This is a genomic window from Marichromatium gracile, assembly GCF_004343155.1.
Classification (GTDB): Bacteria; Pseudomonadota; Gammaproteobacteria; order Chromatiales; family Chromatiaceae; genus Marichromatium; species Marichromatium gracile.
On record NZ_SMDC01000004.1, the window covers coordinates 129,978 to 144,816 of the forward strand.

Here is a 14,839-nt window from a genome sequence, read left to right on the forward strand (position 1 = left end):
ATGACCGACCGTGAGCAGATCGCGTGCCATCCCGCATCCGCACGCGCCGGCGCGATCCCGCGCCGCTCGCCCGCCCCGGCGTTGCAGCGTGCAACGCAGCGGGCGCTGCATCCTGCAACACGCCTCAGGACGGCGTCGCGGCCAGCGCGAGCCCGTAGAGCGGCGCCCGGAGGCCGGGGCGCGCGCGGCGACCCTCTCACACCTCCTCGACCAGCGCCGAGAGCGCCCGGGCCTGACGCTCGGCGGTGAACAGCTCCAGCAACCGTCGGCGCCCCACCTGCCCCATCGCCGCCAGACGCAGCGGCGCCGTGGTCGCCACCGTCTCGATGGCGCGGGCGAGCGCGGCGCGATCGCCCGGCGCCACCCGCCAGCCGCTCTCCTCGGTCACCATCTCCTTGCAGCCCATCAGCGTGGTGGTGATCACCGGCAGCGCCATCGCCATCGCCTCCTTGACCACCACCGGGTCGGTGTCGCGGGCGCCGTTGGCGGCGATGCGGAAGGGCGCGACCAGCGCCCGGTAGCCGGGGCCGTGACGCGCCAGCCACTCGGCCGGACGCGCGCCGAGGAACTCCACCCAGTCGTCCAGCCCGAGCCGGGTACAACGCGCCCGCAGCGCCGCGCGCAGCGGGCCGTCGCCGACCAGATCGAGCCGGGGGCGGTGCGCCGCCGGGACCAGCGCCAGCGCCTCGAGCAGATCCGCCACCCCCTTGGTCTCGCACAACCGACCGATGAACAGCAGCCGATCGGCCTCCGCGGCGCCGCTCACCACCGGCGCGAAGGTGCGCGCATCGACCCCGCAATAGACCACCCCGACGCGCGCACGCGGCGCCAGCGCGGTGAAGTCGCGGCGCATGTCCTCGCACACGGCCACCGCGAAGTCCGCCCGATCGAGCTTGAGCGCGAGGTCGGCGGGGGTGGCGTAGACGTCGGAGCCGTGCCCCACGAAGGACACCCCGATGCCGAGCCAGCGGGCGGCGACGATCGCCGTGGCGGTGGTGGCCTGGGCGAAATGGGCATGGATGTGGGTACAGCCCTCGTAGCGCATCACCGCCGCCACCCGCGCGGCGCCGTAGAGCAGCGCGGCGCGCGGCAGCCCGCGCTGGCGCAACGCGAAGCCGAGCCCGCGCAACAGGCTCGGGCGGATGCCGCCGAGCGCCTCGGCGGCATCGGCCGGACCGAGATCGGAGAGATACCAGGTGCGCACCGCCAGACGCTGATCGCTGGCCTGGGCCGGTCCCGGATGACGGCGGAAGGCGATCGGCACCACCCGGTGACCGAGCGACTCCATGGCGCGGATCTCGGTGCCGATGAAGGTCTCGGAGAGGACCGGGAAGGCGGGGATGAGATAGGCGATCGTCTTCATGATGGTGATGTTTCCGTTTGGCATGCGAACTGCTGCGCCTTGAGCAACATCAATGCCAGAGGACGCGCCATGTCGACCCAGCCCATCCAGGTCTCGATCGTCATCCCCGCCCGCGACTGTCTCGAGCAGCTGCCGCGCACGATCGACAGCGTCCTCGCCCAGCAGCTCGACGCCTTCGAGGTGCTGGTCGTCGACGACGGCTCCGAGGACGGCACCTGGGACTGGCTGTGCGCGTACGCCAGACGCGCGCGCTGGCTGCACCCGATCCGGCTCGGCGGGCTGGGCGCGGCGCGGGCGCGCAATCACGCCATCGCCGCGGCGCGCGGCGCGCTGATCGCCTTCCTCGACGTAGGGGATCGCTGGTACCCGGGCAAGCTCGCCGCGCAGCTCGCCCTCCACCGGCGCGACCCCGAGCTGGTGATGAGCTTCACCAACTACCGCCATGTCGGCGCCGACGGCGAGGACCGCGGCGACTGCTTCAGCCTCTGGCCGGGGTTGCGGCTGCTGCTCGAGGGCGGCGACAGCTTCCGACGGCTCTCCCACCCGACGGCGCTGCTGTTCGCCGAGAACCTGGTCGGCACCTCGACGGTAGTGGCCAGAGGCGATGCATTGCAGAATGCGAAGGGATTCGACGGTGGACTGCATTCTGCAGAGGAGCGGGAGCTGTGGCTGCGCCTGGCCAGCGCCGGGGCGGTCGGCTTCAGCCCGCGCGTCTACTGCGACGACGAGCGGCGCGCCGAGACCGAGACCAGCCGCACCGAGGCGCGGCTCGCGGTGCTGGCGCGGATCATCCGGCGCGACCGCCCCGAACTCGGCACCGCGTACCCGGTCGCACTGCGCCGCGCCCGGCTGCTGATCGGCGAGGCCGAGGGACACCCGGCGCGGGTCTGCGCCAGCCGCCTGTTGGCACGCTCGCTGACGCCGCAGCGACGCATCCCGCGCGCCGCGCGCACCGATGGCCGACTGCTGCGCGCGCCGCGCGACTGAGGCCCGCTCGATCGCGCACCGCACGCGGCGCGGCCCCAGACCGCGAGCAGGCGCGGCGGCCTCTCCGCGGGCTCGGGGCGGCGCGCTTGCTCGCCTCGCGCTCCAGTCCGCCGCCGGAGGCGAGGTCGACGACCGGGGCCACTCGGCGCGCGCGAAGAGGACGGGGCGCGCGCCCGTCCTCTGTCAAACGGCATCGGGGGATGGGGGGGTGGTGCCGACACGGGGCCTGGCGTCCCGGCGAGAGGGCGCGCGGGGCGCCTCGGTCGCGAGGCGCCCCGCGTCACGCCCGGCCAGACGAAGGCCCGACCTCGCCCGACCTCGGCGCCCTTGCGCTGATCGTTCGTTCAGACCGCCGCGCCCGGCGCGGGCCCATCGACGCTGAGCGAGGCCATGTCGATGACGATGCGATGGGCGAACTCGCCCTCGGCCAGACGCGCGAAGGCATCGTTGATCTGCTCGATGCGGATCATCTCGCACTCGGGATAGATCTGGTGCTCGGCGCAGAAGTCCAGCACCTCCTGGGTCTCGGCGATGCCGCCGATCAGCGACCCGGCGACGCGCCGGCGACCGAACACCAGCGGGGTGGTCATCGGCGCCTCCAGCGGCCCGATCTGGCCGACGATCACCAGCGAGCCGTCGACGTCGAGCAGCGGCGTGTAGACATTCAGGTCGTGCTTCACCGGCACGGTGTCGATGATGAGATCGAAGGCGTTGGCGGCCGCCTGCATCGCCTGCCGGTCGGTGGAGGCGAGGAGGCCACGGGCGCCGCTGGCCTTCGCTTCCGCCTCCTTCCTGCTCGAGCGGCTGATCACCGTGACCTCGGCGCCCATCGCCGCGGCGAGCTTGACCGCCATGTGGCCGAGTCCGCCGAGCCCGATCACGCCGACACGCGTGCCCTCGCCCACCTGCCAGGTGCGCAGCGGCGAGAAGGTGGTGATACCGGCGCAGAGGATGGGCGCGGCCCTGGCGAGATCCAGACTGTCGGGGATGCGCAGCACGAACGCCTCGCGCACCACGATGTGCTTGGAGTAGCCGCCCTGGGTGATCTCGCCGCTGATGCGATCGGGCGCGCCATAGGTCGGGGTCATGCCGTTGCGGCAGTACTGCTCCTCATGGTTGTGGCACTGGTCGCAGTCCTGGCAACTGTCGACCATGCAGCCGACCGCGACGCGGTCACCCACCCGGTAGCGCTCGACCTCGGGACCGACGGCGCTGACCACGCCGACGATCTCGTGGCCCGGCACCAGCGGATAGGGCTGCGGCCCCCAGTCGCCGTTGACGGTGTGCAGGTCGGAGTGACAGACACCGCAGTACTGGATGTCGATGGCGACATCGTTCGGGCGCAGCGCGCGACGCTCGAAGTGATAGGGAACGAGCGTGGCATCGGCCGAATGGGCCGCGTATCCAACGGTTTTCATGGTCTTTGGCCTGTCTTCGTCAGTGGGTTGCGGAGGTGCCGCCGGTCTCGGCGAGCGGCGACGATGACTTGAACTCGGCGCCGAGGGCGCGCGATCGCGCGGACCCGGCACGGCGGGGTCGGCGAACGCACCTGTGTTGAGCCAGACTCGTGATGCTCGTGCAGGCGGGGCGAACGGGGTAGAGAACGGCGCCACCGCCGAGCAGTCCACACCTGCCAGAGCGGTCGCCACGGCGGGCCACATCATCGGCTGCATTGACGATGAACATAGGGCTCGATGCCCTCGGTTGAGAGACCTGATCCTCTCGATCTCTTGCCTATTCCTACCCGAGCGGTGATTTCAAGTTGCCCCGGCGGGGCCAATCCTGTCTAAAAGATCCATCTCCCGAATCAGAGCGCGCACGACATGTCATCGAACTCGATACTGCTGCAGCACTTCCCGGCGCTGGAGACCGGGGTGATGGAGTCGCCCCTCCAGGGGGTGCGCTTCTTCAAGTCGACACAGCCGATCCCGCGGCGCCCACTGGTCTACGACCCCGGCATCTGCGTCGTCATCCAGGGCCACAAGACCGGCTATCTCGGTGGCGAGGCGTTCCGCTACGACGCCGACAACTATCTGCTCACCTCGGTCACCATGCCCTTCGAGTGCGAGACCTTCGGGTCGCCCGAGACGCCCCTGCTCGGGCTCTACATCGATATCGACCTCGGCCAGTTGAACGCGCTGATCAGCGGCATGGGCCTGCAGGCTGAGATCGGCAAGGCCGCCGAGCGCGGCCTGCCGCGGGGGATCGGGCCGGCCGCGCTGGACGCCGAGATGGCCGACGCCATCGCCCGTCTGATCAAGGCGCTGGGCTCGGAGACCGAGGCCCGGCTGCTCGGCCCGGGGCTGGTGCGCGAGGTGCTGTTCCGCGCCCTCGGCGGCACCCAGGCGCCGGTGCTCCACGCCCTGGCGATGTACAGCGGCACCTTCTCCAAGGTCGCCCAGGTGCTGCGGATCATGCAGAGCCACTACGCCGATAAGCTCGACGTCGAACAGCTCGCCGAGCGCGTGCACATGAGTCCATCGGCCTTCCACCGGGCGTTCAAGGAGATCACCTCCGACACCCCCATCCAGTACCTGAAGAAGGTGCGCCTGACCAAGGCGCGCGAACTGATGCTGCACGAGCGCATCAAGGCCTACATGGCCGCCGACAGGGTCGGCTACGAGAGCCCCTCGCAGTTCAGCCGCGAGTTCAAGCGCTACTTCGGGCAGAGCCCGGCGGAGATGACGCGCGAGGCACGCGCGGCCTGAGCCGCGGCGGATCGCAGCGTCCTCGGCAGGCGCCATGGTGCATTATCCAATCGAGAGCGGTTGCACTCGACACTTGGCTATCGCTCCCCCGTCGGGATCATGCAACATTGGCAGGCGAGACAGAGCCGCGACCAGACGGTCGCATGAGACCAAACCCTTGGGGGGGGCGAAAATCAGGGGAACCTCAATATGAGGCGCGCATCAGGTCGACTCGAGTCGAGCAAACATCTCCTCGGCAGCGTTGTAGGCTGCCGTGTCTCGCCGCTCATCGAGCGGTGGAAGAGTCAAGGCATCCCGTCCGATGACAAAGGCGGAACCACCAACATCGTCGTCCCAGGATGATCCGTCCTCGTTGATCAGCCGGTAGTCGCTTCGGGTGAAATCGGTTCCCAGTCGACGTGCCAGGTAGATCCAGGTCCAGCAACGCTCGTGGTCTTGGTGATCGAAGCGCTCGATCAGCTCGAACATTGCCTCGGTATTGCCCTCTTCGGCGGCGATTGTCAGCCAATGATGCGTCTCTGCTCTGCGCCCGTGACGCTCGGCGATCTCGGCCACCCGCATCGGGTCCTCGTCGAGGTCGTCGTGGTCGCCCTCGAAGAAAGAAAGGTCACCGAACTTGTCCGCGAGATCAAGGAGCGCTTCGGCGCTACCCAGCTGGGCCGCTTGACGGAGGTGGAAGGCATGCTTCTCCTTGAGGGCAATGCGACCTGCATAGGCATCTGCCCAGGCTTTTTGCATGCCCTCAAGTTCGCGACCGTTCTGCTCTTGGGTGTACCAATAGGATGCCCCCAATAGCTCGTCATTGTCATCACCGGGGTCATAGATCAGGGCTAGCGCATAGTGGGCAATAGCACTCCCGCTGTTGGCGGATCGTACTAAGCAGTCCACCGGGAGCGCAGGCAAATCAGTCTCGCCGAAATCGTAACCGTCGTAGAGACCGTCGCGGAGATCCCTGACCAGGTCATTTAGACGAACGACTCCCAATCGATGCTGGGTCGCGAACGAGACCAACTCGGACACGACATGATCGGTCGTTGCGGTTGGGTACCCCAGATCGCTGTAGCGCTGGCGAAGTATTGCCGGCTCCATCGGGATACGGTCGAACTCGTCGTTGCCAGACGTGAACACGGACGAAGCGGTTAGTGCCGCGTAGGAGCGAAAACCGTAGAGTGCAGCCAGCAACTCGTAGATGTGCGCGCGCTTGAAGGGCGTTTTGGTGCTGGATTGCAGGTACTGCTGTGCAGCATATGCCAGCGCTTTGACCGTCATTGTCATCTCTATACCTCATGACCACGCCGATCTCGGGTTAGGCGCACACGTTTAAGTCCCCGAGAGCAACGCTCACAAAGAGAGATGTTCAATGACAGATAGCGAAGCGGCCTATTTTTACTCGTGTGCAAGTAGGGTGGGCACCCGGGTGAGAAAATAGCCCTGTTGCGCGCCTGCGTCAACGACCTTGGTTTGGATTGGCTGCGAGTTACTGTTCGACTGCGAGCTAGTCAAGGGCGCGCGGATCGCCGCCAGATGCTGCTTGTCTGGCTCGACGAGCCTCTGCGGGGTGGGTCGGCCGCGACTGTGGGCGCCTCAGGCGGTAAGATGCGGTGCACCACAAGCGTTTTTGCTTTGGCAGGTTAGTTAGTGGGCATAAAAAACGCGCCTGAAGGCGCGTTTTTACCGACAATTTGGCGGAGAGGGTGGGATTCGAACCCACGATAGGCTATTAACCTATACACACTTTCCAGGCGTGCTCCTTAAACCACTCGGACACCTCTCCGGAAAACACGGCGACAGGAAGGCCCGCGGCGCGTTTGAGCCGTGAACTTTAACCGAAACCCCGACGGCTTTCAACCCATTTCTTCTCGAACGCACAGCGGGCATCATCGGGGCACCCGTTTCCCTCAGGCCACCCTGCCCCATGCCCAACACCCGCGCCAGCACCGCCGACCGTCACCGTCTCTACGAACTCGCCGTCCAGGCCCCGGAGGCCGAGATCGACCTGCTCGATCAGCTCGTCACCGATCTGCGCGGTCGCCCGGCGCGACGGCTGCGCGAGGACTTCTGCGGCAGCGCCGCGATCTCTGCGGCCTGGGTGCGTCGCCGCCCCGACAATCAGGCCCTCGGCATCGATCTCGACGCCGCGGTGCTCGACTGGGCACGGACCCACACCCTCGCCGGGCTCGCGCCCGAGGCGCGCGCGCGACTGGCGCTGCGCCAAGCCGATGTCCGTGAGGCCGCCACCGCGCCGGTCGACCTGGTGGTGGCGATGAACTTCAGCTACTGGCTGCTGCGCAGCCGCGAGTCGCTCGGCGACTACTTCCGCGCGGTGCACCGCGCGCTCGCCCCCGACGGGGTCTTCCTGCTCGATGTCTACGGCGGCTACGACGCCCCGCGGGTGATCCGCGAGGAGCGCCGCGTCGCCGACCCCGAGCAGGGCGACTTCGACTACATCTGGGAGCAGGCGCGCTTCGACCCGATCAGCAGCGATCTGGAGTGTCACATCCACTTCGCCTTCGACGACGGCTCGCGGCTCGAGCGCGCCTTCAGCTATCAGTGGCGGCTGTGGACCCTGCCCGAGTTGCGCGAGCTGCTCGCCGAGGCCGGCTTCGGCGAGGTCGGCGTCTACTGGCAGGGCTGGGACGCCGAGGGCGAGCCCGACGGCGACTTCGTCGCGGTCGAGCGCGGCGAGCCCGACGCCGGCTGGATCGCCTATCTCGGCGCCACGCCGGCGCGCTGAGCGCGTCGCGCTCAGTCCTCGGGGTGCGGCAACCGTCCGAACAGACGACTGAGCGCGCGCAGCCGCTCGGCGCTACCGGTCTCGAGCATCTCCTCGCGGAAGCGCCACTCCCAGTTGCCCTCGGCGGTGCCGGGGCGGTTCATGCACGCCTCGGCGCCGAGCCCGAGCACGTCCTGCATGGGGAAGAGCGCCATCTCCGCCACCGAGCCGAGGGCGCAACGGATGAAGTCCCAGTGGATCTCGTGACCGTCGGTGTTGAGATAGACCCGGGCGTGGCGGCGCACCGATTCGTCACGGCTGTCCCACCAGCCGCGCAGGGTGTTGTTGTCGTGGGTGCCGGTGTAGACGGCCTGACGGCGGCGGTGGTGATGGGGCAGGAAGTAGGACCGCCCGAAGCCCTCGGGGATGTCCTCGAAGCCGAACTGGAGGATCGCCATCCCCGGCAGCTCCAGCCCGTCGCGCAGCGCCTCGACGTCCTCGGTGATCACCCCGAGGTCCTCGGCAATCAGCGGCGGGTCGTCGCCGAGCGCCTCCTGGAGCACGCCGAAGAGCTTCATCCCCGGCCCGGCGACCCAGCGCCCGTTGACCGCGGTCGGCTCATCGGCGGGGATCTCCCAGTAACCGGCAAAGCCCCGGAAGTGATCGATGCGTACCAGGTCGACCAGCTCGAGCACCTGACGCAGCCGCGCCACCCAGAAGGCGTAGTCGTCGGCGGCCAGCGCCGACCAGCGATACAGCGGGTTGCCCCAGCGCTGGCCGGTGGCGCTGAAATAGTCCGGCGGCACCCCGGCGATCACCGTCGGCTCGCCCTCGGCGTCGAGCTCGAACCAGTGCGGATGGGTCCACACCTCGCTCGAGTCGTGCGCGACGAAGATCGGGATGTCGCCGACCAACCGTACCCCGCGCGCGCGGGCATAGTCGCGCAGCGCCTGCCACTGCTCGAAGAAGCAGAATTGGACGAAGCGCTGCAGCGCCAGCACCTCGCCGTGCGCGGCCGCCCAGCGCGCCAGCGCGCCGGGGTCGCGCAGCGCGTAGTCACGCGCCCATTGGGTCCAGGGACGCTGCTCGTGGAAGGCCTTGAGGCCGTTGTAGAGGGCGAAGTCCTCGAGCCAGTCGCAGTGGTTCTCGCAGAAGGCGGCGTAGGCGGCGCGCTGCGCCGCCGAGGCGCGCGCCTCGAAGCCGCGGCGGGCGCGCTCGAGCAGCGCGCGCTTCCAGGCGCCGACGGCCTCGTACTCGACCCGGTCGGCGGAGAAGCTCGGCGCCGGTTCGAGGTCCTCGGGGTCGAGCCAACCGGCCTCGAGCAGCCGTTGCGGGCTGATCAGCAGCGGGTTGCCGGCGAACGCCGAGGTGCACTGATAGGGCGAGTCGTGATAGCCGGTGGGGCCGAGCGGCAGCATCTGCCACAGCCCCTGCCCGGCGGCGGCGAGAAAGTCGACGAATCGGTAGGCACCCGGCCCCAGGTCGCCGATCCCGAAGGGACTGGGCAACGAGGTCGGATGGAGCAGGATACCGCTGGTGCGGTGCATGGAGGGGCCTCCCGGTCGGCAGCTGTCCGCTGGTCGCATCCTAACGCCGATCGCCCCACGACAGCGACCACGATCCGCATGGACGGACACGTTTACATCTCTTCGGGCGCGCCGGGCGCACCCGGCGGGGGCGGCCGAGGCGCTCTGCGACACACCCGACCCCGAATCATGGGGGCGCGCACAAACCATTGAAAGTACGAGGGCGTCGCAACGCTCGAGCGCGCGACGATTGATCCGCGACCGCGCCTTGGGCTAGCGTGGGGAGGCTCGCGCGACGACGACGCAACGTCGACGCGCCAGCGGCGAGCCGGCGTCCGCAATCGTGACCGGGCGCACGGTTTCGGCACACACGCTTGGCTTCATCTCATTCGCCCGCACCGGGTGTCCGACGCCGGACGGACCTCTCCAACCCGGCCCCGACAGCAGTAGGAACCCATCGATCATGAGCAGTCCCGATACCTTCAAGCACTCACTCAGTCGCGCCCGCGAGTACGGGCTCGAGGAGTTCCTCGAGATCATCGGCGAGCTCTCCCAGGAGAGCACCAAGAAGGGCCGCATCGACCGCGCCAGCAAGGAGCTGATCACCCTCGGCATCGCCCTGGCCAAGCAATGCCGGCGCTGTATCGACATCCACGGCAGCGAGGCCAGACGCCTCGGCGCCGGCGACGGCGAACTCAGCCAGGTGCGCAAGATCGCGCTGTTTCTCAAGGCCAGCCCCAGCGGCGGCGGCGAGATGTGGGAGTCCTGGGAGGACTCCTGGCGCGAGTACGTGCTCGGGCGCGGCCCGATCGAGCACCATGTGCGCGAGCTGATCGCGCTCGGCATCGCCCTGGTCGAGCAGCGCCGCGACCACATCCGTCTGCACGCGCGCTCGGCGCTGGAGTTCGGCACGCCGCCCGAGGAGATCTTCGAGGTGATGCCGATCGCGCTGCTGATGGACGGCGCCCCCGCCCTCTCGCAGATCCCCCATCTGGTCGAGGCGCTCGACGCCCCGGCATTGCAACTGAGCGCCTGAGCGCGCCGCGCGGTCGCGCCCCGGGCGCGGCTGCGCTAGCATCCGCAGCTGACGCGTCGACCCACGCCCGCGGTGGCGGCGCCATCACGCCGGCCCCAGAGAGGCAGCCGGCCCCGCGGATCACCACGGAAGCCTGCGATGTTCAAGTATCTCCCGCTGTGGGCCAATATCCTGCTGGGCATGGGGCTGGCCATCGCCCTGGCCGTGGCGGCGCTCACCTACAACAACCTCCACGACATCGACCGTCTCACCGCCCAGGCCGAGCGCGAGCAGCTCGCACTCTATGCCGACAGTCTGCAGGCCGAGATCGCCGCCGAGACCCGGCTGGCCGCGGCGATGAGCACCCTGGTGGCGAACCTCCCCGATATCCAGTCGCACTTCGCCGCGGGCGACCGCGCCTGGCTGCGCGCGGCGCTCGAACCGGCCTATCGCAAGCTCCACGCCGACTATGGCGTGGTGCAGTTCCAGTTCCACACCCCGCCGGCGACCTCGATGCTGCGCCTGCACATGCCCGAGCGCTACGGCGACGACCTCTCCGGCTTCCGTCACTCGGTGGTCGACACCAACCGCGAGCGCGAGCCCCAGCGCGGGCTCGAGGTCGGGGTGGCCAACCTCGGCGCGCGCGGCATCGTCCCGGTGGCGTGGCAGGGGCGTCATGTCGGCTCGGTGGAGTTCGGCATGGCCTTCGGCGCCGACTTCTTCGCCAACTTCAAGCAGCATCACGGCGTCGACGCCGCGCTGCACCTGGCCCGTGCCGACGGTCTGCGCACCTTCGCCGGCACCTTCGGCGCCCAGCCGCTGCTCGACGACTCGCGGCTGCGCGCGGCGCTCGCCGGCACCCCGCAGCTCGTCCACGCCCGGCTCGGCACCACCCCGGTGGCGGTCTACGCCAGCGCCGTGACCGACTACTCCGGCACCCCGATCGGGGTCATCGAGCTGGTGCGCGACCGCAGCGCGGCGCTCGCCGCGATCGCTGCCAGCACCCGCGAGGCCTGGCTGGTCGCGGCCCTGGTCGCCGGCCTCAGTCTGGTGCTGACGCTGCTCACGGCGCGCGCACTCGAGCGGCGCATCCGCCGGCTCGCCGGCGGCATCAAGCAGATCGCCGCCGGCGACCTCAGCCACGAGATCGCCATCGACGGGCGCGACGAGCTCGCCGCGCTCGGTCACGACGGCGAGCGCATGCGCCGTCATCTCCACGGTCTCGTCGGCGAGGTCGAGCAGGATGCGCGCGCCGTCGACGAGGCCGCGCGCGAGATCGCCGGCGCCGTCGAGGGCCAGGCGGCGACCTCCAGCGAGATGTCGGCCTCGATCGCCGAGATCACCTCGACCATGGAGGAGCTGTCGGCCTCCTCGACCCAGATCGCCGAGTACTCCGGCTCGGTGGCCGAGATCGCCAAGCGCACCTACGACGACAGCCTGCAGGGGGCCGAGTCGATGCAGCAGCTGGCCGCGCAGATGGAGGAGATCCGTCGCGACAACCAGCACGCGCTCGCCGAGATCGTCGCCCTCGGGCACAAGTCCAAGGAGATCTCCAAGGTCATGGAGATCATCGACACCGTCGCCGATCAGACCAAGCTGATCGCCTTCAACGCCGCGCTCGAGGCCTCCTCGGCGGGCGAGGCGGGCAAGCGCTTCGGCGTGGTCGCCGCCGAGATCCGCCGCCTGGCCGACTCGGTCACCGACTCGACCAGCGAGATCAGCAACAAGGTCATCGAGATCCAGGACGCCATCAACCGTCTGGTGATCAACTCCGAGAAAGGCTCCCAGGGCATCGCCGAGGGTCTCGAAGCCTCCTCGCGCAGCTCCGAGATCCTCCGCTCGCTGGTCGAGGCCGCCGGCGAGACCACCAGCTCGGCGCAACAGATCAGCCTCTCGACCCAGCAGCAGAAGACCGCCAGCAACCAGGTGGTGGTGGCGCTGCGCGAGATCGTCACCGCCAGCGCCGACACCGCCCAGTCGGTGCAGCGCATCGCCCAGGTCGCCCAGCAGATGACCCAGCTCTCGACCAATCTCGGCCAACGCGTCGACCGCTTCGAGCTCGGCGCCGCCCCCGCCGCCGACACCCGGGATCCGGCATGAGCGCGTCCCGTCCGATCCGCGTGCTGGTGGTCGACGACAGCCCGCTGGCGCGCGCGCTGATCCGCACCCAGATCGAGGCCGCCGCCGGTCTCGAGGTCTGCGCCGAGACCGGCAATGGCCGCGAGGCGCTGCGTCTGACCCAGGAGCTCGCGCCCGACATCATCACCATGGACCTGCAGATGCCGGGGATGGGCGGGCTCGAGACCATCGCCGAGATCATGTCGACGCGCGCCACCCCGATCCTGGTGGTCTCGGACCTGGCCGACGCGGACAACGCCATGGCGGCGGTGGCCTACGGCGCGCTCGATGCCCTCCCCAAGGAGGCGCTCGGCGACGCGTCGCGCCTGGCGCAGCGGCTGCGCACCCTCGCCGGGGTACCGGTGATCCGCCACATCCGTCGCCCCCAGGCCCCCGCCGCCCTCGCCCCGACGGCCCCCGAGCCGCACCGTCACCGCGCCCGGGTGGTGGCCATCGCCGCCTCGACCGGCGGTCCCCACGCGCTCGCCCAGATCCTCGCCGCGCTGCCGCCCGACTTCCCCGCGCCGCTGCTCATCGCCCAGCACATCGCCGACGGCTTCGCCCAGGCGATGGCCGCCTGGCTCGACGGGCTCTGTCCGCTGCCGGTGGCCGTCGCCGAGCCCGGCGAGGCGCTGCGCCCGGGCCGGGTCCACATCGCCGACCCCGGCCAGCACCTCGGCGTCGACCACGAGCAGCGCATCCAGCTCTCGCCGCGCGCCGCCGGCGACATCTATCGCCCGAGCTGCGATCATCTGCTCGAGTCGGTGGCGGCGCACTACGGCGCGCGCGCCGTCGGCGTGATCCTCACCGGGATGGGGCGCGACGGCGCACGCGGGCTGCTGGCGATGCGCCGCGCCGGGGCCCCGACCATCGCCCAGGACGAGGCCAGCTCGGTGATCTTCGGCATGAACCGCGAGGCGATCGTCGCCGGCGCCGCCGCCGAGGTCCTCACCCTGGCCGAGATCCCGCCGCGCCTGTGCGCCCTGACCGGCGCCGTCGCGCCCGCCCCGTCGTGAACGATCTCTCCCCGCTGCGCACGCTCATCAAGGAGCGGATCGGGCTGCACTTCGACGCCGCCTCCGAGACGACGCTGCGCGAGGCGCTGGCGCGTCGCATCGCCCACACCGCGAGCGACGGCCCCGCGGCCTATCTGGCCCGGCTGCGCGCCGACGAGACCGAACTCATGGCGCTCGGCAGCCTGCTGACGATCAACGAGACCTACTTCTATCGCGAGGCGCAGCACCTCGAGCTGCTCACCGATCACCTCATCCCGACGCTGCGCGCGCGCGACCGCGCGCCCCCGGAGACGCCGATCCGCATCCTCTCGGCCGGCTGTTCGAGCGGCGAGGAGCCCTACTCGATCGCCATCGCCCTCGAGCAGCGTCTCGGCGCCGAGGCCGCCGCCGCGGTGCGCATCAGCGCCGGCGACCTCGACCCCGAGGTGCTCGAGCGCGCCCGCGCCGGGCGCTACGGCGCCTTCACCTTCCGCGCCCTCGACCCGGCACTGCGCGCGCGCCACTTCACCCGGCTCGACAACGGCCAGCACCAGCTCGCCGCCGCCATCCGCGCGCGCGTCGACTTCCTCGCGCTCAACCTGCTCGCCCGCGACTACCCGCCGGGGCTGCAGGGACAGGACGTGATCTTCTACCGCAACGTCTCGATCTATTTCGATCCGCCGACCCGCGCCCAGGTGCTCGCGCAGCTGGCGCGGCTGCTCAACCCCGGCGGCTTCCTCATCGTCGGCGTCGCCGAGACCCTCGCCAACGACATCGGACTGCTGCGCCAGCACGTCCATCGCGGCATCTTCTATTTCAGCAACGACCCGCTCGCGCCGCCCGCGCGCGCCCTCGCCCCGTCCCGCCCGGTGCGCCGCCCGCCGCCACCGCTCGACCCGGCGCGCTGCTATACCGAGGCGCTGGCGCTGGCGCGCGCCGAGCGCTACACCGAGGCGCTGACCCGGTTGGCCATGATCCCGCTCGAACGCCGCTCGGTGGCGGCACTGGAGCTGCGCGCGCTGCTCGAGTTCGAGACCGGGGCGATCGCCGCGGCGCAGGCGAGCTGCGAACAGGCCCTGGCCAGCGATCCCTGGTCGCTCGAGGCGCTGCTCGTCAGCGCGCGCTGCGCCCGGCGCCAGGGCCGCACGCAGGCGGCGAGCACGCAACTGGCCCGCGTCATCTATGTCCAGCCCGAGTGCTGGCGGGCGCACTATCAGCTCGCCGAGCTGCATCGCGACGAGGGCGCCGCCGCGCCCGCCGCGCGCGAGTACCGCATCGCCCGCAACCTGCTCACCGCCGAGCCGCCGCCCGGCGCGCCGCGCCCACTGCTGCCGAGCGCGCTGTCGCGGCGCGACCTGCGGTTGATCTGCGAGCGCCACCTGGCGCGGCTCGCCGCCCAGGGCACGGACTGAGA

At 70.1% G+C, this 14,839-nt stretch carries 11 protein-coding genes and 1 tRNA gene; 7 read left to right on the forward strand and 5 right to left on the reverse strand.

Annotated elements, in window-relative coordinates:
* Positions 1–196: 196 nt before the first annotated feature.
* Positions 197–1,387, reverse strand: a complete 1,191-nt coding sequence (locus EDC29_RS08200; RefSeq protein ID WP_132229367.1) for a glycosyltransferase family 4 protein — start codon at positions 1,385–1,387, stop codon at positions 197–199.
* Between the two features lie 45 nt (positions 1,388–1,432).
* On the opposite strand from EDC29_RS08200, the gene EDC29_RS08205 reads away from it, so the two are divergent.
* On the forward strand, positions 1,433–2,350 hold the full coding sequence (locus EDC29_RS08205) for a glycosyltransferase family 2 protein (RefSeq protein WP_165913463.1): 918 nt from the start codon (positions 1,433–1,435) through the stop codon (positions 2,348–2,350).
* A gap of 344 nt (positions 2,351–2,694) precedes the next feature.
* Here EDC29_RS08205 and EDC29_RS08210 read toward each other — a convergent pair whose 3' ends face one another.
* Positions 2,695–3,768 (reverse strand): NAD(P)-dependent alcohol dehydrogenase, encoded by a 1,074-nt coding sequence (locus tag EDC29_RS08210; protein ID WP_123143234.1) that lies wholly within the window; start codon positions 3,766–3,768, stop codon positions 2,695–2,697.
* Between the two features lie 405 nt (positions 3,769–4,173).
* Between EDC29_RS08210 and EDC29_RS08215 the strand changes: the two genes are divergently transcribed.
* Positions 4,174–5,058 carry an AraC family transcriptional regulator gene (locus EDC29_RS08215; RefSeq protein ID WP_123143233.1) on the forward strand — a complete coding sequence of 295 codons (885 nt, stop codon included), beginning with the start codon at positions 4,174–4,176 and terminating at the stop codon, positions 5,056–5,058.
* A gap of 201 nt (positions 5,059–5,259) precedes the next feature.
* Here the strand turns inward: EDC29_RS08215 and EDC29_RS08220 are convergent, their stop codons facing one another.
* Both EDC29_RS08220 and EDC29_RS08225 read right to left on the reverse strand, forming a co-directional pair.
* The gene (locus EDC29_RS08220) at positions 5,260–6,333 is read right to left on the reverse strand and encodes a hypothetical protein (RefSeq protein WP_200189417.1); all 1,074 of its coding nucleotides are present in this window, start codon (positions 6,331–6,333) and stop codon (positions 5,260–5,262) included.
* A gap of 408 nt (positions 6,334–6,741) precedes the next feature.
* Positions 6,742–6,832 (reverse strand) — tRNA-Ser (locus tag EDC29_RS08225).
* 141 nt (positions 6,833–6,973) lie between these two features.
* Between EDC29_RS08225 and EDC29_RS08230 the strand changes: the two genes are divergently transcribed.
* Entirely contained in the window at positions 6,974–7,792 is an 819-nt protein-coding gene (locus EDC29_RS08230; protein ID WP_123143232.1) for a class I SAM-dependent methyltransferase, read from the forward strand.
* A gap of 11 nt (positions 7,793–7,803) precedes the next feature.
* Here the strand turns inward: EDC29_RS08230 and malQ are convergent, their stop codons facing one another.
* A complete protein-coding gene (malQ, locus tag EDC29_RS08235; protein WP_132229371.1) occupies positions 7,804–9,318 on the reverse strand; it encodes a 4-alpha-glucanotransferase in 1,515 nt (504 codons plus the stop codon).
* A gap of 442 nt (positions 9,319–9,760) precedes the next feature.
* On the opposite strand from malQ, the gene EDC29_RS08240 reads away from it, so the two are divergent.
* The 4 genes from EDC29_RS08240 (at position 9,761) to EDC29_RS08255 (ending at position 14,837) form a co-directional block, all read left to right on the forward strand.
* A complete protein-coding gene (locus tag EDC29_RS08240; protein WP_123140974.1) occupies positions 9,761–10,333 on the forward strand; it encodes a carboxymuconolactone decarboxylase family protein in 573 nt (190 codons plus the stop codon).
* A gap of 138 nt (positions 10,334–10,471) precedes the next feature.
* Positions 10,472–12,412 carry a methyl-accepting chemotaxis protein gene (locus EDC29_RS08245; RefSeq protein WP_132229373.1) on the forward strand — a complete coding sequence of 647 codons (1,941 nt, stop codon included), beginning with the start codon at positions 10,472–10,474 and terminating at the stop codon, positions 12,410–12,412.
* A complete protein-coding gene (gene cheB / locus EDC29_RS08250; RefSeq protein WP_132229375.1) occupies positions 12,409–13,446 on the forward strand; it encodes a chemotaxis-specific protein-glutamate methyltransferase CheB in 1,038 nt (345 codons plus the stop codon). The genes EDC29_RS08245 and cheB overlap by 4 nt, the downstream gene beginning before the upstream one ends.
* Positions 13,443–14,837: a CheR family methyltransferase gene (locus tag EDC29_RS08255; protein ID WP_165913464.1), complete on the forward strand. Its 1,395-nt coding sequence runs from the start codon at positions 13,443–13,445 to the stop codon at positions 14,835–14,837. The genes cheB and EDC29_RS08255 overlap by 4 nt, the downstream gene beginning before the upstream one ends.
* Positions 14,838–14,839: the final 2 nt, after the last annotated feature.